This window comes from Neobacillus mesonae, from assembly GCF_023715155.1.
Lineage (GTDB): Bacteria > Bacillota > Bacilli > Bacillales > Cytobacillaceae > Neobacillus > Neobacillus mesonae_A.
Window position 1 is genome coordinate 36,333 of record NZ_JAMBNQ010000028.1, and the last position, 20,663, is coordinate 56,995.

Consider the following 20,663-nt stretch of genomic DNA (forward strand, 5'->3'; position numbering starts at 1 on the left):
GAGATAAATTCCAAAACGGGAGGTTTACAAATGGTTCTAACTCAAAATATCCAAACACTTAAAAACTATATTGGCGGAAAGTGGGTAGAGTCTGCCAGCTCTAAGATTGAAGAAATACCTAACCCAGCTACAGGTGAGGTCATTGCCCGCTTACCGATTTCTACAAGAGAAGATTTAGATGCAGCAGTTGTTGTTGCCAAGGAAGCATTTAAAAAATGGAAAAAGGTTGCTGTTCCGCAACGTGCCCGCATTCTATTTCGTTATCAACAGCTATTGGTTGAAAATTGGGAGGCATTAGCCAAACTTATTACTTTAGAGAATGGAAAAAGCTATTCGGAAGCTTACGGCGAAGTACAGCGAGGGATTGAATGTGTGGAATTTGCTGCAGGGGCACCAACCTTAATGATGGGCAGCCAGCTTCCTGATATTGCATCCGGAATCGAATCAGGGATGTACAGATACCCAATCGGAGTAATCGGTGGAATAACACCATTTAATTTTCCGATGATGGTGCCATGCTGGATGTTTCCTCTTGCCATTGCTTGTGGAAATACCTTTGTATTAAAGCCATCTGAAAGAACTCCAATACTTGCTAACCGATTAGCAGAACTATTCCAAGAAGCCGGGCTGCCAGATGGTGTTTTGAATATTGTGCATGGTGCACATGATGTGGTAAATGGAATTCTTGAACATGAAGACGTAACGGCTGTTTCCTTCGTTGGTTCTCAACCAGTAGCAGAGTATATCTATAAAACAGCTGCCGCTAACGGAAAACGGGTTCAGGCTCTTGCAGGCGCAAAAAATCATACCATTGTTATGCCGGATGCAAATTTGGACAACGCGGTTAAAAATATTATCAGTGCTGCATTTGGCTCTGCAGGTGAACGCTGTATGGCTGCCTCTGTAGTGGTAGCAGTTGGAGAGATTGCCGATGAATTAGTCAGCCGACTTAAAATAGCAGCAGATGAAATTACAATTGGAAATGGGATGAATGATGGCGTATTTCTTGGTCCCGTTATTCGTGAATCACATAAAAAGCGCACAATTGATTATATTGAGCTTGGTATAAATGAGGGAGCCGCCCTGATTCGTGACGGTAGACAAGATGTTGTGAACGAGCAAGGATACTTTGTTGGCCCAACTATCTTTGATCATGTTCAAACCAGCATGAAAATTTGGCAAGATGAAATTTTTTCTCCTGTCCTATCTATAGTCCGAGTGAAAAACCTGGAAGAGGCCATTGAACTTACCAATCAATCCGAGTTTGCAAATGGATCATGTTTATTTACAGATAGTGCTAAAGCAATTCGCGAATACCGCGATGAAATTGATGCAGGCATGCTTGGCATTAACCTTGGAGTTCCAGCCCCTATGTCCTTCTTCCCATTTTCAGGATATAAGAAATCATTCTACGGGGATCTCCACGCAAATGGCAAAGACGGAGTAGAATTCTATACCCGGAAGAAGATGCTTACTGCCCGTTACTAAAAAAAGACTGTTGATCTGCGGTCCACAAGAAAGTCTTCGGCAGAAAAGGTTTCACACGAATAAAAGCAATAGCTTTAGTCGGAGGCACTTCGCCTGCTGCGGGCAGTTCAGGATCTCTCCGGGGGCCTTCCCGGCGCTAAAACGCCTATGGGGTCTCCCCTCCTCCCGCAGGGCACTGAATTTGTATCCATGAATCTGCCTATACACAAGGAAATGCGTTAGCATTTACGTGGAGTCTTCGTGTCCTCCGCTCCATCGATATATTAATAGAATCTGGACTGACCTTTAAACACAGCCAAAAAATAAAAAACAGGGGTGATCCTTATGGAGGTACAAACAAAAAATCTGCAAGAGACCGATGAAAAATATCTCTGGCATGCAATGCGGGGGGCCGGTCCAAGCCCGTCAAATTTAATTGCTGTAAAGGGAGAAGGAGCTTGGATTACAGACATTAATGGGAATCGTTACTTAGATGGTATGTCAGGACTTTGGTGTGTGAATGTTGGATACGGCAGAAAAGAGCTTGCCAAAGCTGCCTACGAACAGCTTAAAGAAATGCCATACTTCCCCTTATCACAAAGTCATATCCCTGCCATTAAGCTGGCAGAAAAGTTGAATCAATGGCTTGGAGATGAGTATGTCATCTTCTTTTCCAATAGTGGATCCGAAGCCAATGAAACGGCCTTTAAAATCACGCGTCAATATCACCATCAAAAAGGTAATCCTGGGCGATTTAAATTTATCTCCCGTTATCGCGCCTACCATGGTAATTCAATGGGGGCACTTGCAGCAACGGGCCAAGCACAACGAAAGTATAAATATGAACCACTTGGACAAGGATTTTTGCATGTAGCACCCCCGGATTTGTACCGTAATCCAAGTGATGCAGATACACTCGAAAGTGCAGCAGAAATTGACCGAGTGATGACTTGGGAGTTAAGTGAAACGATTGCCGGGGTCATTATGGAACCTATTATTACCGGAGGAGGAATTTTAATGCCTCCAGAAGGATATATGGCAAAGGTAAAAGAGATCTGTGAAAAACATGGTGCCCTTTTAATATGTGATGAAGTAATATGCGGATTTGGCCGGACAGGGAAGCCATTTGGATTTATGAATTATGGTGTGAAGCCTGATATTATTACGATGGCAAAAGGCCTTACCAGTGCATATCTTCCATTATCGGCAACAGCCGTAAAAAGAGAAATTTATGAAGCTTATGTTGGAAATGAAGATTATGATCGCTTCCGCCACGTCAATACATTTGGGGGTAATCCTGCTTCCTGTGCACTGGCTTTAAAGAATTTAGAAATCATTGAAGATGAAAACCTGATCGGGCGCTCTAAGGAATTGGGCGAAAGACTTTTACGTGAACTAGAGGAGATCAAAGAACATCCATATGTCGGGGATGTTCGAGGAAAAGGGCTTCTCTTGGGAATAGAACTAGTGGAGAATAAACAGACGAAAGAACCTGCCTCCATTGAAAAGATGAATAAAGTCATTAGTATCTGTAAAGAAAAAGGCCTAATCATCGGGAAAAATGGTGATACCGTTGCAGGCTACAACAATATTCTGCAGCTATCTCCTCCATTAAGTATTACCGAGGAAGATTTCTCATTTATTGTCAAATGTCTAAAAGAAAGCATTATGCAGTTATAATTCAAAAAGATGATTCGTAAGTTGAATGGCTTAGTGCGGATATCTTCTATAGAGCTTAATAACTTACAAGTTAAAAACCCCTTCCTACTAGATTAACGGGTTAACTTATGGGGTGCAAAGCAGTAAATCACCGTTAAAATCAAACTGGTTAATTCCTAAGTTTTTTAATACTAAATTCTAAGGATAAATCACATTTATTATTGGCGACCAAAACCGGGTGAATCGAGCGTCTTGGGCAGCCAATTAAGACTATTGGCTACTCAAAGTGATTGTATGGAACCCTTTAGGTCGCCAATTAAGGCTATTGGCGACTCAAAGTGGTTGTATAGAACCATTTCGGGCGATAATTAAGGCTATTGGCTACTCAAAGTGGTTGTATAGAACCCTTTCGGGCGACTATTAAGGCTTTTGGCTACTCAAAGTGATTGTATAGAACCCTTTAGGTTGCCAATTAAAGCTATTGGCGACTCAAAATGGTTGAATAAAACCCTTTCGGGCGACTATTAAAGCTATTGGCTACTCAAAGTGGTTGAATAAAACCCTTTCGGGCGACTATTAAAGCTATTGGCTACTCAAAGTGGTTGTATAGAACCCTTTCGGGCGACTATTAAAGCTATTGGCTACTCAAAGTGATTGTATAGAACCCTTTAGGTTGCCAATTAAAGCTATTGGCTACTCAAAGTGGTTGAATAAAACCCTTTCGGGCGACTATTAAAGCTATTGGCTACTCAAAGTGGTTGAATAAAACCCTTTCGGGCGATAATTAAGGCTATTGGCTACTCAAAGTGGTTGTATAGAACCCTTTCGGGCGACTATTAAGGCTTTTGGCTACTCAAAGTGATTGTATAGAACCCTTTCAGTTGCCAATTAGGACTATTGGCGACTCAAAGTGGTTGTATAGAACCCTTTCGGGCGCCAATTAGGACTATTGGCTACTCAAAGTGGTCGAATAGAACCCTTTCGGGCGACTATTAAGGCTTTTGGCTACTCAAAGTGATTGTATAGAACCCTTTAGGTAGACAATTAAGGCTTTTGGCGACTCAAATTAGTTAAATAGAACCTTTAGGTCGCCAATTAAGACTATTGGCGACTCAAAGTGGTTGAATAGAGCACTCTGGGTAGTCAATGAGTATTGGCTGCCCAAATTTAATTGAAAGAACTAACGCCGTACCATTAAAATCCTCGCTTAAATTCACATTATAAATCAGACCAAATCCACATACTCTCCAATATATTTTTGCTTCCTTGTGATTTACCCCGGGATCTTTTATATAAAAAAATATTAAAAACGCCATTAAACCTTGATAATAAAATAAAAATGCACACGCTATATCCTAAATGCGGTAGCGTGTGCATTCCATTGTTTGGACCCCTAAAGTAAAGCCGTTGCTCTTAGATAGCTTTCTGTATTACTATACTAGATTATAATAGCCTTCAGTTTAATAGTAAGGTCATCGCCAAGGAAAACGAACAACCGTCCCGCTCCTAGGCAATTTATTGTTTATTGATAAATATACACAAAGGGTTCTGTTTCGTTTGCCTTTTTGACTATAAGCGCCTCTGGTCCATTAACGGAGGTGACACTTACCGATACTGGGAGATATTTAGGAAAATATTGCATAACCAATCCAGTCACATATTGGGTGAATCCAACCCCTTCTGTTTTTCCATAAAATTGGATTGGAATCGTGATCGATAGATCCTGCATTTGATCTCCCACATAAAAAGCTTTGCCAATCACACCGTTGAAATTTGGAAAATAATCTTCCACGTCCTGCTTAAAATTCAAAAAGGAAGTCACATCGTCACGATGATCATTTTGTGCATCGGCCGACGGAAACAAATAATATTTTTCATTAATTTTTTGCCAGCTATTTAAAGTGGAACTTCCACTGTCAACCGTTGTATAGGCAATAAAATTCCCAGGAACGACAGAAGATTTGACCTCCTGTTTAAAGATGGCAATCGTAATCGGAATGTTTGATAAACTTTTTATTTTCCTCATCCGGTTGACGACTTCAGCAGCAATCTTCTTCCCTTGGCTTTCTATTTCAGCTTTAGGAATAGTTTGATCCTTTTGAAGTGTCCCGCCACCGACAGGCACCTTATAATAATAGGTTGAGTTCATTGCCAGACCAATCGTAACACCGCCTAATTTTACATTTCCTTTATCATCCTTCGTTAGATAATCATGCTCCAATATATGAGCTAAATAGATAGGTGAACTTGGATTGGCAACTGTACCTGTATTAACCGGATTCAAGCCAATATTTTGAGATGCCTTCAGTTTATTTTCCTTTAATTGCTCTTTCGTATATTTTCGGTTTAACCATAATTGAACGGTTTCTGCTTTAATTTCCTGCCCCTCGCGGAAATAATATTTGTCCGTATCAAAGCTGTGCTGGGCAATACGCATTAAACCCATTTCAAATTCATTCAAATCATATCTTGTATTGATATTATTAACGACAAGTCCTCTGGCTTCCGCTGGTTTAAAGGGTAAAATCGTCCGATAATACTTGTCTGAAATATTATATTTTGGAATAATGGCTTTCCCCTTTGTTTTTTCCTTTGTCTGAACCTCTTCATTCGAATTTCCAAAATTCGGTGCGCAGGCACTTAGCAAAAAAACAAGTATAAGGGTAAGCAATGAGAGCTTTCTCATAAAATTGTGAACACCTCTTACTTATTTAGTTCCTCCAGCATTTTCTCTTCATCCCACACTTCAATTCCTAATTCTTGTGCCTTTGCCAGCTTCGAACCCGCATCGCTCCCTGCAACAACCAAATGGGTTTTTTTGCTGACGCTGCCGGCCACATTACCGCCGAGGGCTTCAATTTTTTCCTTCGCTTCATTTCTTGTCAACTGTTCAAGTTTCCCAGTAAGGACAACTGTTTTCCCGGCAAAAATTGAATCAGATTCAGCTGGCGAGACAGGTTTTGCCCCTTTATATTCCATATTTACACCAAAAGACTTTAATTCCTGAATAAGCTCCTTTGCTTCTTCCTGTTCAAAAAAGCTGACAATGGAATCGGCCATCTTATCGCCAATTTCATTGATGGCAATCAGCTCCTCTTTTGAGGCAGAGGCAAGCTGATCCATTGATCCAAATTCAAGTGCCAGTGTTTTCGCTGCTTTTGCTCCGACATGTCGGATTCCAAGTCCAAACAACAGCTTTTCAAGCGAATTACTCTTCGATGCTTCGATGGCTGCCAGCAGGTTTGAAACAGATTTTTCACCCATTCTTTCTAATGCTAACAGCTGCTCACGGGTGAGCCTATAAATATCCGCCACATCGTTGATTAATTTTTCTTTAAACAGCTGACTGATGACTTTTTCACCAAGACCGTCAATATTCATGGCATCACGGGAAACAAAGTGAATCAGCCCCTCGCGTATCTGGGCTGGGCACTTCGGATTAATACAGCGTAATGCAACCTCTCCATCCAATCGGACAAGCTCACTTTCACACTCCGGACAATGTGTCGGCATGTGAAAATCGACCTCTTCCCCAGTCCGCTGATCGGCCAGGACATTCACCACTTCCGGAATGATATCGCCGGCCTTTTTAATGACAACCTTATCACCAATTTTAATATCCTTTTCGCGGATAAGATCTTCATTATGGAGGGAAGCTCTCTGAACCGTTGTCCCTGCCACTTTAACCGGCGTAAGAATGGCTGTTGGAGTTATGACGCCTGTCCTGCCGACACTAAGTTCAATATTTAGAAGCGTCGTGACAACCTCTTCAGCAGGGAATTTATAGGCAATCGCCCAGCGCGGACTTTTTGCCGTAGTCCCCAGCTCTTCCTGCTGAGCGAGTGAGTCTACCTTCACTACGATCCCATCAATTTCATAGGGAAGATGTGGACGCTTTTCAACCCAGCCATTGACATATTCAATCACATCATCAATGGATGCACATTTGCGCCGCTCTTTATTTGTTTTAAAACCAAGCTTATCAAGGTAATCGAGACCTCCGCTATGTGTCGATGCCCTAATTACCTCAGGATTGCCTATTGCATACAAAAAGGTGTCCAGACGTCTTGATGCAGCAATTTTGGGATCAAGCTGCCTTAGTGATCCTGCCGCTGCATTTCTAGGGTTAGCAAACTGTTCTTCACCGCGTTCACGTCTTGCTTCATTTAATGCTTCAAAGGAACGCTTTGGCATGAAAGCTTCACCGCGTACTTCGATGGAAATTGGCTCCTTTAGACGCAGCGGGACCGATTTAATGGTCTTTAAATTCTCAGAGATATCCTCACCAATGGTCCCGTCACCGCGTGTCGAGCCCTGAACAAACAGACCATCTTCGTATCGTAGAGAAACTGCCAGTCCGTCAATTTTCAGTTCACATACGTAGGAAACATGATCGCCGACACTCTGGCGTACTCTGCGGTCAAAATCCCGTAAATCCTGTTCATTAAAGGCGTTCCCTAAACTTAACATTGGAATGCGGTGTTCCACTTTTTCGAACATATCAAGTACTGATCCTCCGACGCGAACTGTTGGAGAATCGGGGGTTTTTAATTCTGGAAACTGTTCTTCCAATACAATCAGTTCCTGCATCAGACGGTCATATTCCGCATCCGGCACCGACGGTTTATCCAGTACGTAATATTCATAGCCATATTGGTTTAATAAATTTCTTAATTCCTTTATTTTTGCTTCAGCCGTTTGAAGGTCCATACATCCAGCCCTTTCTAAAACTAATATGTTGAGCATACCACTGTTTACGATGAAAAAGCATTCAGAGAACATTCCCTGCCAATCAAGACGGTATGAACAGGCAGGCCGCAATATCCTGCGCAAATAAATTTATTACAGACGTATTTTTGCAGCACTCCGCCCCTTTTCCAAACCATCACATCAGATTGGACTCAGTTTCATAAGAATTCGTTACACATAAAAATGGAATACTCCCTGAAATTACGCTTTTTGGATGGGAGCGAATTTTGCCAGAAGCCGCTTGACCCCAACTGGACTTGGAAATGCAATATCAAGCTCTGTGCTTTCTCCTTCTCCTTTCACACTGACCACCGTTCCAACTCCCCATTTTCCATGTTGAGCTTTATCGCCGACCTTCCAGTCCACACCTTCTCCTCCTGTTGAGACTGGGCGCATGACTGGTTTTCTTGGTGCAGCAGGAGAACCTGCAGAAGATCTGGTTGTTCTGGATGTTCCAAACGAAGAGGAATCTGTTCTTCCAAATGGTCTTGAACCAAATGGGGATTTTCTTTCAGCCTCAACTCCTTCTATCAGATCTTCAGGAATTTCGCTGATAAAGCGTGATGCTGGATTCATGTTGGTACGGCCAAACAAGGTTCTCATCTGGGCATTGGTAAGGTATAAATTTTGTTCTGCCCTTGTAATACCGACATAAGCAAGGCGGCGCTCTTCTTCCATTTCTGCCTCTTCAGTCAATGAACGGTTATGAGGGAAGACACCTTCTTCCATCCCGATTAAAAAGACAACCGGGAATTCCAGACCTTTGGCTGAATGCAAGGTCATCAAGACAACAGATTCCGCCTTCTCTTCTTCATCATCCATCGAATCGATATCCGCTACTAAAGCTAAGTCTGTTAAAAACGCAACAAGTGATTTATCTTCGTTTACCTCTTCGAAGTTTTTCGTGACAGATAAAAATTCCTCAAGGTTTTCCAAACGGCTCTGTGCTTCCAGTGACTTCTCAGCCTTAAGCATTTCTGTATAACCTGTTTTTTCTAATACCTCTTCAACTAATTCCGTAACAGAGAGATACTCCTGCATTCGCGTATAATTGTTAATTAAATCCCGAAATTCTCTTGCAGCCTTTGTAATTTTGGGACTTAACCCCATCAGTTCAATCGAGTCAAGTGCCTGGTAAATAGACAGATCATGAATTGCTGCAAAGTTCGTAATTTTATCTAAAGAAGTCGAACCAATGCCCCGTTTTGGCACATTAATAATCCTTTGCAGGCTGATGTCATCATCTGGATTAGAGATTAACCGTAAATATGCCAGCATGTCCTTAATTTCTTTACGGTCGTAGAACTTTGTTCCGCCGACAATTTGGTACTCAATATTTGATTTTAATAAAACTTCCTCCATAACACGCGACTGGGCGTTTGTGCGGTAAAGAATCGCAATATCAGAAAGTTTATATTTATCCCTGCCCAATTCTTTAATTTTTCCAGCAACAAACTGTGCTTCACTCTGCTCGCTGTCAGCACGGTAATAAACAATTTTATTCCCCTCAGGGTTTTCGGTCCAAAGATTCTTCGCCTTACGGTTAAAATTGTGTTCAATTACCTTATTGGCCGCAAGCAGGATTCGTTTCGTTGAACGATAGTTTTGCTCTAGAAGAATAACCGTTGCATTAGGATAATCCTTTTCGAATGAAAGGATATTCGCAATATCGGCGCCCCGCCAGCGATAGATAGACTGGTCTGAGTCCCCGACCACACATAGATTTTGAAAGCGGTTGGCCAACAGCTTTACGAGCATATACTGTGCTCTGTTTGTATCTTGATACTCATCGACGTGAATATATTGAAATTTACGCTGATAATATTCCAGCACTTCTGGTACCCGCTGAAATAACTGAATAGTTTTCATGATCAGGTCATCAAAGTCGAGGGCCTGATTTTTACGCAGGCGTTTTTGATATTCTTCGTATACATCACTTACAGTTTGTTCATAATAGCCGCCGGACATTTTAGCATATTCCTCAGGGTCCACCAATTCGTTCTTCGCAGAACTGATCGTGCCGAGAATAGCCCTTGGGTCAAATTTTTTCGGATCAATATTTTTATCTTTTAAAATCCCTTTAATCACTGATTGCTGATCAGTTGTGTCGAGGATTGTAAAATTGCGGTTAAAGCCAATCCGGTCAATATCCCGGCGTAATATTCTAACGCACATCGAGTGAAAAGTAGAAATCCAAATTTCCTCTGATACGCCGCCCATCATTTTAGCAATCCTTTCTTTCATTTCACGTGCAGCCTTGTTGGTAAAGGTAATCGCTAAAATATTATAAGGATTGACACGTTTTTCTACAATAAGGTAAGCAATTCGGTGCGTTAATACTCTTGTTTTACCACTGCCCGCACCAGCCATTATAAGCAGCGGTCCGTCTGTTGCTTTAACTGCCTTCTGCTGTTCAGGGTTCAAACCATTTAAAAGTTTATCAGTTAAGTATTGCAATTATTCCACCACCATTACTAACATATATTCTTATTTTATCCCGCCTCAACGGGCAGCAGGGCTCCCACCACATATTATGAGTAAATAAAGAAGCTGGACAGAAGATGAACTGCCCGTAAAGGTCCGATTGGTTCAGCTAACCCTCAGTGGGAGATGAAGAAAACCCATACTGAGGGAAGTTTCACTTTATCTTTTATTTCGTACGCAAGCATTTTTTCAGCGTACAGCTTTGATTGTTTCTAATGCTTTGTCGAAGTCCTCATAGAGAGCATTGCCAACCACAATGACATCGGCATGCTCAGCCATTTCCTGGGCTTGTTCGAATGTTGAAATACCGCCTCCGTAAAAAAGAACCGTATCCTCAAGTGTCGTTTTCACCTCAGCCGCTATAGCCGGATCCCCGTACTTTCCGCTATATTCCAAATAGAAGATTGGCAGATGAAACATTTTATCAGCCATCATTGCATATGCCTTTACTTCATCTGATGATAGATGGGTATTGGCCGTTGTCAGCTGGGCCGCTTTGCACTCATCATTAAGGATGCAATAGCCTTCCATGATAATCTCATCCCAGTTCATGATTTCGCCAAATTCTTTTACAGCTTCATGGTGCAATCCGGTAACCCATTTAGGATCACTGCTGTTCAGGACGGTTGGAATAAAATAAAGGTCAAAACCTGGAGTAACCGTCTCAATACTGGAAACCTCTAATACGCATGGAACTGTATAGCGGCGAATTTTCGCCATTAAATTCAAAACACCATCAAGTGTAACTCCGTCTGTTCCCCCGACAATCACAGCATCCGTTCCAGATTCACATATTTTTTCAAGTTTTTCGTCCGAAATTTCCTTATTAGGGTCGAGTTTAAACACATGGCGCCACTGGCTAACATCGTACATCTATTAAATCCTCCCATATTCATTTCCATTACACCATTATAGCATTTGCTCAATCGATTCAAAAAGAAAACAATAAATCTAGTGTTGGAAATATATAGGGGCGGGGATGGCTATCCGCGTATATTGGTTATTTATCTGCGGGTTGTCCAATATATCTGCGGGTTTCGGACGCTTATCTGCAGGTTTTTCCAATATATCTGCGAATTTCGGACGCTTATCTGTGAACTTACAATATATCTGCAGCTTTCAGTCACTTATCTGCAATTTAGTCCAATATATCTGCAAAATTAGTCACTTATCTGCGAGTTTGCCAATTATATCTGCAGCTTTAAACACCCGCCTCTCTTTTTTTATAATAGCAGCTGTTACCCTTCAAAAAGAAAAAACCGAAGATTCGTTATCTCCGGCTAATTTATTCCTCTTCATTTGTATTATCTTCTTTGAGCCGTTCAAGCACCATTTCATAGGTGTCGTTACCAAAATTCAAGCAGCGTTTTACCCTTGAGATGGTTGCTGTGCTTGCACCTGTTTCGGTCTCAATTTTGTGGTACGTATTTCCTTCGCGAAGCATTCTGGCAACATCCAGACGCTGGGCTAATGATTGAATCTCATTAATGGTGCATAAATCGTCAAAAAATCGATAACACTCTTCAAGATCCTTTAATGAAAGAACTGCCTTAAATAACTGGTCAAGCTCTTTACCTCGCAATTTATCAATTTGCATTATTTTTTACTCCTTTAAGCCATGAAATGAAACACTTTTTTCTAGACCTGGTTTTGTCGGCACTACATTAACCCATGTTTTACCTGGTACCATTCCTATTTCTTGCCCATTCTTCACCGGAATAATTAAGCCATCGCGATTTTCCCAATCCACTTTCATCAGCTTTCCCTTTTGGATTAAATACCCCTTGCCGCCTGATGTTAAGTCAATGTCCCGGCGTCCATAAGAATCAATGAACCGGTGAACGGCCTCAATAATCAAAACATTATCGACTAAAACAGGGTCATTCGTGTTTAAATCGACCGTTTGTTTGCCTCCGGAATACCGTTTAAATTTACCAAGCTTGCTGTCATATATAAACGAGGAATCCGAAATACCGCCCTTGGAATACGTAATATTAACCGAATCCGCTTCATTGCCGGTTATATTTTTACTTTCTTCATTTGTTAAAAATTGAAAGCTTGGCGGCAATGATTTCATTGTATACTTTTTCTGCTTTGCGCCCTTTAGAATATTGTTATACGTTATATAGGAATTATGCGGTGCTTTTCGAGTTTTGGACCGTTTAAACAAAGTACCATCATAGACCATTCCGTTCAAATTATCAATATAATTGCTGTTTAGCATCTTCTTAGCTTCTGGACTATAACCGTGGGCAATATAAAGAGCATTCAAACCCTTTGCTAATTCAATATAGTAATCCCTTGCACTCCTGACAGGTCCAATATTTTTCGGCCTTTCACTTTGAAAAACAGCAAGGAAACGTGTGATATCCCCTTCTGCAAGAATTTCGTAAACCACGTCAGCTTTCGTTAAACCTGATTGCGGCCTTGCCTTGGGGTGATTATTAATCATCACCGCAACAGCCCTTTGATCAGGCTCTTTTTCAGTCCCCATGCCTGTTAACGGAAAGGAATACATAGACTGTGTCTTTGGCGTTTCTTTTTCCACGGCTTGTTCAGCTGGTTTTTCTTTCGATTCCGGTGCCTTCACCTGTTCCTTATTGCATCCTGAAAGCAATAGAAGAACAGCGGCTGCAGCGGCAGCCCATTTTTTCATTCAAGGAACACCTCATTTCCATCTGGCAGGAAGCCTTTTTACTTTAGTTCTGTACCGTACTTATATTTTAACGCATTATTGTCGGAAAGAGTACTGTTTTATTCATTACATCATACATTCCCTGCTGTGTCACGCGAATATATGGTAAATGTGTGGATGAAAAGAACAATAAACTGTAAATAGGATCATTAAAAGCATAGCCGCGTTCTGTCAGCTCAGCAAATAGCCTTTTTTCTTGAACCATCAGCTCTTCAATAGGAAGATCTGACATCGTCCCCCCCAATGGCAGCGGCACTTCACACACGACTTCTCCATTTTCTACTAAAACAATTCCTCCGCCTAATTCTTTCATTCTATTAAAAGCAAAAATCATATCCTGCTTATTTTTTCCAATCAAAATAATATCCCCTGTATTGGAAAACGAGCTTGCCAATGCACTGACTTTAGAAGTGAAGCCCTTTAATAAAGTATTAATCCTCCAATGTCCATTTCGGTCAAGCAGGGTGAAAAAACTTTCATCATGGTCAGTTGGCAGCTGATCACCGGAAACATCAATGGCAATGGAATATGGCTTGGTTATGACTGAATTCTCCATTTTTATTCCAAAAGGCATAGAAAATTGCAGGTCATCCATTGTTAAATTCCATTTTATTTCTAATGGTTTCAAACCATACTGGCTCCAATTTACAGCAGCATAGGTATTTTCAACCTTTATTCCATCACGCTTTACCCATTTTCCTTTGGCTAAAACGGAGACAGGAGTAGGGTCTTCCACGCTTGATAAAAAGTTAATATTTGCGACACGGCCAGTTGCTATATTACCATGTAAATGATCAATATTGTAATACCTGGCGATGTTAACTGTTGCCATATTATAGGCATCGATTACCGGAATCCCTTTTTCAATCGCAATCCGGATCATCATATCGTTAATTCCATTCTCGTAAAAAGGCGATGAAGAACCATCCGTGTTAAACATTAGACGATCATATGCGTCAATGCCGAGTCGTTTCATATCATCTAATAAATTGGGAAGATCCGGGCGGATAGATGAATGTCTTAATGACACCATATATCCCTGCATTAAACGGTCATAAACCTCTTCCCCATTAATGGCTTCATGATCGCAATCCGCACCAAGAAGCTTCAGTTTTGCAAGCGTTTTTTCTGAAGACCCAGGGAAATGCCCCTCAATTTTCTTCCCCATCCTTTTTGCCTCCTGAATCCAGTGAAGCATCATGTCATCACCGTCAAGAAGCTTTGGCCATCCTGTTAATTCTCCGCCTTGCAGGACACCGTCATACTCAAGCCAGGATTTAATTTTACTATGTGAAAAAGTTTCTTCTTCATGTTGAAGTTCTGTTTGAGAGTCAAAACGGCACCACCAATACATCGTGGTTGGTATCCGCCGAAGGTCTCGTAATAATGAAAACGCTTCCTTATCTTTGAAGTTTAAAGCCATATGCATATTATCATTGATGATGGTTGTTGTTCCAAACTGTGATGCATATTCCGCAAGTGTATGGGGATTATATAATTGAAACGGATGAGCATGCGGTTCAATATATCCAGGAACAAGAAATTGATCTGTACAATCGATAATTTCACAGTTATCCAAATATGGCGGTAAGTTATCGCCCACATAAACAATCCGATCATTATAAATCCAAATGTTGCCCTTCATCCATTTCCGAAACGTTTGATTTAGATAAGTTGCATTTTTTAATAAGATGGTAGGTGATACAGCTCCATCTAAAACGCCCACATGCGTGCGTAAATGTTTGTTTTTCCAACGATAGCGTTGTTCCAGCATGTGAAGTCCCTCCCTTATATGTGTGTCTGATCTATTTTAAAAGTTTGATTATATAAAAAAGAAAACCCTTACAAAGATTCCTTAGTTACTATACTATCATATTTTTTAGTTTAACGCAGTAAAGAATTGATAAATATTGTAAACATTTTGTGAAGGAGTGAACATCATGAATATCAAACCAAATATTGGTATATTAAATGCATTAATTCGGATTACTGCAGGGTTGACCATCCTGACTTGGTGTACAGCAAAATTAGTGAAACGGCCTTGGCGGGACTCCTATTTGCTTGTGGCCATCTGCGGGGCAATGAAAGTAGCAGAAGGGATTGTCCGTTACTGTCCAGTGACAGCTATGTATGAAAAATGCCCAGTCATGGAGCCGATTAAAAGTTATACCTCTTCAACTGAAAAATCTTCAGAGTCTGCTTCCATGGATGGGATGGAAGGGCTGAATGATGAGGTTATGACTCAGAATCCAAGTTAATTTGCTTTTGTTCAAGAAATAGGCTTGATCGGGGTTATGAGAACTGGGGTGGGCGTATAAAAACTTTTCTTGTTCTCATGACCGGTTCATGAGAATTGATTCCGGGGTATTAACTCCTTTCCTGTTCTCATAAAAGGTTCATGAGAACTAATTCTGGGTAATATCGCAGTTCTTGTTCTCATCACGGATTCACGGATTCCGGGGTATTAACTCCTTTCCTATTCTCATAAAGGGTCCTTGAGAACTGTTTCTGAGGTAATATTGCAGTTCTTGTTCTCATAACGGATTCATGAGAACGGATTCTGGGTATTAACGCCGTTTCTGGTCTAATAACGGGTCCATGAGAACTAATTCTGGGATAATATCTCAGTTCTTGTTCTTATAACGGATTCATGAGAACGGATCCCGGGGAAATTGCGCAGCTTCTGTTCTTCTAACAGGTACGCGAACGGAATCAAAAGAAATATCAATTTTCAACTCTCACCATCATAATCATTTTTTAAAAATCCAGGACTGCTCCTTTATAAAAAAGTCCTTTGGAAAGGAAGTCGATAACAAATGGATTGGTTAGTCCATTCAGCTTTTGTCTATATTTTATTAATTGGCGGTATCATCGCCCTCTTTTACGCATTCAAGCGCCGTTCAAAAAATCGGGCCCGATAATTCGGAGCCCGATTTTTGTATTATCCGTGGATTTTTAAGCATTATCCGCGGATTTGATTCACTTATCCGCGTTTACATTCACATTATCCGCGAATTTGGCACAGTTATCCGCGTTTCAAATTTATGCCTGAACAGAAGCTGCAATTGCTTTCCATCCGATATCCTTTCGGTAGAAAACGCCGTCACAGTTTAATTTTTCAAGTTCTTTGTACACTTTCTTCTGTGCTTCTTCCAGTCCTGCAGCTTTGGCCCCAACAAGGAGAACCCTGCCGCCGGCTGTTACAAATTCACCAGCATCATTTTGGGCAGTACCGGCATGGAATACATACTCATCGATTTTTTCTAAATCACTTAGAACTGCTCCTTTTTGATAGCTTTCAGGATAACCATTGGAAGCTGCAACCACCCCTAACATGGCCTGCGTATCCCATTTGAGGACAGGTGTACCCCCATTTAAAAGATCTAAAATGACTTCCACCAAATCCGATTCAAGTCTCGGCAATACTACCTGGGTTTCCGGGTCGCCGAAGCGGGCATTAAATTCAATAACTTTTGGCCCTTTATCTGTTTTAATCAGACCGGCATATAAGATTCCGCAGAAACTTCTGCCCTCCTGCACCATTGCTTTGGCAGCAGGAATCAAAATTGTATCTATAGCGGTGTTCACAGTTTCAAAACCAATCTGTGGAACCGGAGAATATGCCCCCATTCCACCAGTATTTGGTCCTTTATCACCATCAAATGCCCGCTTATGGTCTTGGGCGATTTCAAGCGGTATAACAACTTCTCCGTTGACAAAAGCCATTAATGAAAATTCCTCGCCGCTCAAAAATTCCTCAATTACCACTCGAGAGGATGCTTCTCCGAATTTTTCACTTACAAGCATTTCTTCAAGGCTTTCTAATGCCTCTTCTTTCGTCATGGCAACTGTTACACCTTTTCCGGCGGCCAAACCGTCAGCTTTAATAACGATAGGGGCGCCTTTTTCCTCCACACACTGGCGGGCCTCTTCAAAAGAAGTAAATACTGCATAATCAGCCGTAGGGATTTGGTACTTTTTCATTAATTCTTTTGCAAACGATTTGCTTCCTTCAATTTCAGCAGCTGCTTTTTGAGGGCCGAACACTTTTAACCCTGCAGCATGGAACTCATCAGCTAATCCCGCTAAAAGCGGAACTTCAGGACCGATGATAGTTAACCCTACATCCGAATCTTTAGCAAATTGAAGCAGCTGTTCATGGTTGGATTCATCAATCGCAACAAGCTCTGCTACATCTGTCATCCCAGGGTTTCCGGGTGCTGCGAACACTTTTTCCACAAGCGGACTTTCACTGACTTTCCTGCAAATGGCATGCTCACGGCCGCCGCGTCCTATGATTAAAACCTTCACTGCTGCCCACCTCCGTTCATTCATCTGCTTAATTAGCGAATTTTAATGTTTTATGAGCGAATGAAAGGGTCCTATTAAAGAATGGGACCCTTATATTAACGTTTTCGAACGATATTATTTGCAATTTTAAAATCAGCACTATTTCTTAGTGTTTAAAATGTCTGACTCCAGTAAATACCATGGCAATGCCATATTCATCAGCTTTTTTAATGGAGTCAGCATCTTTAATCGAGCCGCCAGGTTGAATGATCGCTGTAATGCCTGCTTTTGCTGCTGCTTCAACAGTGTCATCCATTGGGAAGAAGGCATCTGATGCAAGGGCTGCTCCCTCTGCTTTTGCTCCAGCCTGCTTCAATGCAATTTCCGCTGAACCGACACGATTCATCTGTCCGGCACCGATACCAAGTGTCATATCCTTATCAGAAACGACAATAGCATTAGATTTCACATGTTTTACAACTTTCCAGCCAAGTTTTAATGCTTCCCACTCTTCAGGAGTAGGTTCTCTCTTCGTTGGAACCGTGATAGAAGCATCTTCTAATGTATAGCGGTCACGGTCTTGGACAAGCAGTCCGCCTTCAACTGTTACCATTCTTTCTTCCGCCTTTTGCTCTTGGCCGAATGGAATCGTTAATAACCGCAAGTTCTTTTTCTTCGTTGTTAAAATTTCCATTGCTTCATCTGAGAATGATGGGGCAATAATAATTTCTAAGAAAATTTCATGAAGTTTATGCGCTGTTTGAGCATCTACTTCACGGTTAAATGCAATAATACCGCCAAAAATGGATACTGGATCTGCCGCAAATGCTTTTTCAAATGCATCAAAAACTGTTTTTCCAGTACCGACTCCGCATGGGTTCATATGTTTTACTGCAACCGCTGCTGGATCTTGGAACTCTCTTACGATTTGCAATGCTGCATCCGCATCATTGATATTATTGTAAGATAACTCTTTTCCATGGAGCTGCTCCGCATACGCAATAGAGAAAGTCGAGCCAAGCGGCTTCCGGTAAAATGCAGCCTTTTGGTGCGGGTTTTCCCCATAACGAAGAGTTTGTTTTAAATCATAAGTAACAGTTAACTTTTCAGGAGTTTCTTCACCAGCAAGATTGGTCATGTATTCAGCAATAAGGGCATCATAGGCTGCTGTATGACGGAATACTTTAGCTGCAAGCTTTCTGCGGGTTCCAAGTGTTGTTTCACCAGAGTTCTTTAATTCAGTCAGAACCGTTTCATAATCTGCCGGGTCTACCACAACCGTTACAAATTGATGATTTTTCGCAGAGGAACGCAGCATGGACGGCCCGCCGATATCGATATTTTCAATCGCATCCGCTACAGTTACATCCGGCTTTTCAATCGTTTGCTGGAATGGGTAAAGATTCACACATACCACTTGAATTGGATCAATCCCGTGTTCCTCCAGCTGTTGTTGATGTTCTTCATCATCCAGCTTGGCAAGCAAGCCGCCATGAATAAATGGATTTAATGTTTTCACCCGTCCTTCAAGAATTTCCGGAAAACCTGTCACTTCACTCACACTTAGAACAGGAATACCTTGTTCTTGAAGCATCTTTTTCGTACCGCCTGTTGAGATAATCTCAAATCCTAAGTCAGCAAGTGCTTTTGCAAATTCTCCAACTCCATTTTTGTCTGAAACACTAATAAGCGCGCGTTTTTTCGTCATGTTTAACATCTCCTATTGTTAGCAGCATTTGCAGAATTGATGGGTATAGTTTGTGTTCTATCGCTTGAATCTTTTGTTGTAAACTTTCTCTGGTCTCATTTGCTTCCAGCCTCGTTCGTTCCTGAGCAATAATCGGACCCGTATCCATTCCCGCATCCACATAATGGATGGTTACCCCTGTCCATTGCGCCCCTGCAGCCAGTGCCTGGCCAATAGCATCCTTACCAGGAAAGTTCGGCAAAAGGGAAGGATGAATATTGACAATTCGACCCTCGTATTGTTTTAATAATGTCGGCCCGATTAAGCGCATATAGCCGGCAAGGACAATCCATTCGACGTTTCGATTGCGTAAGAGGAGAGCAATTTCCTTTTCATAATCCTCTTTGTTTTGATAATCCTTCGCACGAAATACAAATGATGGAATTTTAGCTGTCCTTGCTCGTTCAATCACATAAGCACCAGGCTGGTCACAAACAAGAAGAGAAATATTCGCCTCAATATGACCCGCTTGAACAGCCTCGGAAATGGCTTGAAAGTTACTTCCGCTTCCTGATGCAAAGATCGCAATATTTTTCATCGGCGTCCACCGCGTCCATTAATAACAATTCCTTCTTGCTCTGTAACAACGCCCATTTCATATACCGTTTCACCACATTCTTCAAAATGAGACATAACGGCTGCAGCGTCCTCGCGGCGGACAGCAATCACCATTCCAATTCCCATATTAAAAATATTATACATCTCTTTATAATCAATTTGGCCAACCTCGGAAATCAATTTAAAAATAGAAGGAATATACCAGCTCTTTTCATCCAGTTCTGCACCAAGTCCAGCCGGCAGCATGCGTGGAATGTTTTCAATAAAACCGCCGCCGGTAATATGAGCCATTCCTTTAAGATCGAATTTCTTTAACGCAGACAAAATCGATTTCACATAAATCCTTGTTGGTTTTAACAGTTCATCTCCTAATGTGCACTCGAGTTCATCTACAAATTCCAGCAGTGACCAGTTGTTAAATACTTTTCTGACCAATGAATAGCCATTGCTGTGAATACCGCTTGACGCAAGGCCAATCAGTACATCTCCCGGCATAATATTTTCACCCGTAACAAGTTGTTTCTTCTCGCAGGCACCAACGGAAAAACCAGCAAGGTCGTATTCATCTTCACGGTAAAGTCCCGGCATTTCTGCCGTTTCCCCGCCGATTAATGCGCAGCCAGCCTGTGCGCAGCCTTCCGCCACTCCTTTAACAATTGCTTCAATCTTGGCAGGTTCTGCTTTTCCGCAGGCAATATAATCTAAAAAGTAAAGCGGCTCCGCACCTTGAACCACAATATCATTCACACACATGGCCACGGCATCAATGCCGATTGTATCGTGGCGGTCCATCATGAAAGCAAGCATAATTTTGGTACCAACCCCATCGGTACCGGATACCAGTACAGGTTCTTTTAAATTCAATGATGATAGATCGAACATCCCGCCAAAGCCGCCAAGACTGCCAATGACACCGGCCCTGGCTGTTTTTTGGACATGCTTTTTCATTCTTTCCACTGCTTCATAACCTGCTTCGATATCAACGCCTGCTTGTTTGTATGCATTTGCCACAGC

Annotated in this window: 15 protein-coding genes; 4 read left to right on the forward strand and 11 right to left on the reverse strand. The window is 41.6% G+C overall.

Annotated features, from left to right (window positions below; translation table 11 throughout):
• The first annotated feature begins 30 nt into the window (after window positions 1-30).
• Together M3183_RS19165 and M3183_RS19170 are read left to right on the forward strand one after the other, a co-directional pair.
• Entirely contained in the window at window positions 31-1,488 is a 1,458-nt protein-coding gene (locus tag M3183_RS19165; protein ID WP_251472199.1) for a CoA-acylating methylmalonate-semialdehyde dehydrogenase, read from the forward strand.
• Between the two features lie 324 nt (window positions 1,489-1,812).
• Window positions 1,813-3,147 carry an aspartate aminotransferase family protein gene (locus tag M3183_RS19170; RefSeq protein ID WP_251472201.1) on the forward strand — a complete coding sequence of 445 codons (1,335 nt, stop codon included), beginning with the start codon at window positions 1,813-1,815 and terminating at the stop codon, window positions 3,145-3,147.
• A 1,501-nt stretch (window positions 3,148-4,648) separates the two neighbouring features.
• Here the strand turns inward: M3183_RS19170 and M3183_RS19175 are convergent.
• The 7 genes from M3183_RS19175 to M3183_RS19205 all read right to left on the reverse strand — a co-directional run bounded on the left by M3183_RS19175 (window position 4,649) and on the right by M3183_RS19205 (window position 14,828).
• Window positions 4,649-5,812 (reverse strand): CamS family sex pheromone protein, encoded by a 1,164-nt coding sequence (locus M3183_RS19175; protein ID WP_251472203.1) that lies wholly within the window; start codon window positions 5,810-5,812, stop codon window positions 4,649-4,651.
• A 17-nt stretch (window positions 5,813-5,829) separates the two neighbouring features.
• Entirely contained in the window at window positions 5,830-7,836 is a 2,007-nt protein-coding gene (gene ligA / locus M3183_RS19180; protein WP_251472205.1) for an NAD-dependent DNA ligase LigA, read from the reverse strand.
• Between the two features lie 240 nt (window positions 7,837-8,076).
• Window positions 8,077-10,332 carry a DNA helicase PcrA gene (gene pcrA / locus M3183_RS19185; protein ID WP_251472206.1) on the reverse strand — a complete coding sequence of 752 codons (2,256 nt, stop codon included), beginning with the start codon at window positions 10,330-10,332 and terminating at the stop codon, window positions 8,077-8,079.
• A gap of 216 nt (window positions 10,333-10,548) precedes the next feature.
• Window positions 10,549-11,232, reverse strand: a complete 684-nt coding sequence (gene pcrB / locus M3183_RS19190) for a heptaprenylglyceryl phosphate synthase (RefSeq protein WP_251472207.1) — start codon at window positions 11,230-11,232, stop codon at window positions 10,549-10,551.
• A gap of 412 nt (window positions 11,233-11,644) precedes the next feature.
• Window positions 11,645-11,956 carry a YerC/YecD family TrpR-related protein gene (locus M3183_RS19195; protein WP_251472208.1) on the reverse strand — a complete coding sequence of 104 codons (312 nt, stop codon included), beginning with the start codon at window positions 11,954-11,956 and terminating at the stop codon, window positions 11,645-11,647.
• Window positions 11,957-11,962: 6 nt separating this feature from the next.
• Entirely contained in the window at window positions 11,963-13,015 is a 1,053-nt protein-coding gene (locus M3183_RS19200) for a DUF3048 domain-containing protein (protein ID WP_251472209.1), read from the reverse strand.
• A gap of 67 nt (window positions 13,016-13,082) precedes the next feature.
• On the reverse strand, window positions 13,083-14,828 hold the full coding sequence (locus tag M3183_RS19205; protein ID WP_251472210.1) for an adenine deaminase C-terminal domain-containing protein: 1,746 nt from the start codon (window positions 14,826-14,828) through the stop codon (window positions 13,083-13,085).
• Window positions 14,829-14,994: 166 nt separating this feature from the next.
• Here M3183_RS19205 and M3183_RS19210 point away from each other — a divergent pair, with 166 nt between their 5' ends.
• Both M3183_RS19210 and M3183_RS27475 read left to right on the forward strand, forming a co-directional pair.
• Window positions 14,995-15,312 (forward strand): YgaP family membrane protein, encoded by a 318-nt coding sequence (locus M3183_RS19210; protein ID WP_251472211.1) that lies wholly within the window; start codon window positions 14,995-14,997, stop codon window positions 15,310-15,312.
• Between the two features lie 558 nt (window positions 15,313-15,870).
• Window positions 15,871-15,975: an EYxxD motif small membrane protein gene (locus M3183_RS27475; RefSeq protein WP_396953738.1), complete on the forward strand. Its 105-nt coding sequence runs from the start codon at window positions 15,871-15,873 to the stop codon at window positions 15,973-15,975.
• Window positions 15,976-16,096: 121 nt separating this feature from the next.
• On the opposite strand, the gene purD is transcribed toward M3183_RS27475, so the two are convergent.
• The 4 genes from purD to purM all read right to left on the reverse strand — a co-directional run bounded on the left by purD (window position 16,097) and on the right by purM (window position 20,660).
• Window positions 16,097-17,365, reverse strand: coding sequence for a phosphoribosylamine--glycine ligase (purD, locus tag M3183_RS19215; RefSeq protein WP_251472212.1), 1,269 nt, complete (start codon window positions 17,363-17,365; stop codon window positions 16,097-16,099).
• Window positions 17,366-17,510: 145 nt separating this feature from the next.
• Window positions 17,511-19,052, reverse strand: coding sequence for a bifunctional phosphoribosylaminoimidazolecarboxamide formyltransferase/IMP cyclohydrolase (gene purH / locus M3183_RS19220; RefSeq protein ID WP_251472213.1), 1,542 nt, complete (start codon window positions 19,050-19,052; stop codon window positions 17,511-17,513).
• Entirely contained in the window at window positions 19,027-19,629 is a 603-nt protein-coding gene (gene purN, locus M3183_RS19225; protein WP_251472215.1) for a phosphoribosylglycinamide formyltransferase, read from the reverse strand. Before purN ends, purH begins: the two co-directional genes overlap by 26 nt.
• On the reverse strand, window positions 19,626-20,660 hold the full coding sequence (gene purM / locus M3183_RS19230) for a phosphoribosylformylglycinamidine cyclo-ligase (RefSeq protein ID WP_251472217.1): 1,035 nt from the start codon (window positions 20,658-20,660) through the stop codon (window positions 19,626-19,628). Before purM ends, purN begins: the two co-directional genes overlap by 4 nt.
• Between the last annotated feature and the right edge of the window lie 3 nt (window positions 20,661-20,663).

Bases quoted from the DNA above. Each gene is read 5' to 3' on its own strand.
- M3183_RS27475 (WP_396953738.1), top strand. From the start codon at position 15,871: ATGGATTGGTTAGTCCATTCAGCTTTTGTCTATATTTTATTAATTGGC.
- M3183_RS19205 (WP_251472210.1), bottom strand. From the start codon at position 14,828: ATGCTGGAACAACGCTATCGTTGGAAAAACAAACATTTACGCACGCAT.
- M3183_RS19210 (WP_251472211.1), top strand. From the start codon at position 14,995: ATGAATATCAAACCAAATATTGGTATATTAAATGCATTAATTCGGATT.
- M3183_RS19195 (WP_251472208.1), bottom strand. From the start codon at position 11,956: ATGCAAATTGATAAATTGCGAGGTAAAGAGCTTGACCAGTTATTTAAG.
- M3183_RS19170 (WP_251472201.1), top strand. From the start codon at position 1,813: ATGGAGGTACAAACAAAAAATCTGCAAGAGACCGATGAAAAATATCTC.
- M3183_RS19175 (WP_251472203.1), bottom strand. From the start codon at position 5,812: ATGAGAAAGCTCTCATTGCTTACCCTTATACTTGTTTTTTTGCTAAGT.
- ligA (WP_251472205.1), bottom strand. From the start codon at position 7,836: ATGGACCTTCAAACGGCTGAAGCAAAAATAAAGGAATTAAGAAATTTA.
- purN (WP_251472215.1), bottom strand. From the start codon at position 19,629: ATGAAAAATATTGCGATCTTTGCATCAGGAAGCGGAAGTAACTTTCAA.
- pcrB (WP_251472207.1), bottom strand. From the start codon at position 11,232: ATGTACGATGTTAGCCAGTGGCGCCATGTGTTTAAACTCGACCCTAAT.
- M3183_RS19200 (WP_251472209.1), bottom strand. From the start codon at position 13,015: ATGAAAAAATGGGCTGCCGCTGCAGCCGCTGTTCTTCTATTGCTTTCA.
- purH (WP_251472213.1), bottom strand. From the start codon at position 19,052: ATGACGAAAAAACGCGCGCTTATTAGTGTTTCAGACAAAAATGGAGTT.
- M3183_RS19165 (WP_251472199.1), top strand. From the start codon at position 31: ATGGTTCTAACTCAAAATATCCAAACACTTAAAAACTATATTGGCGGA.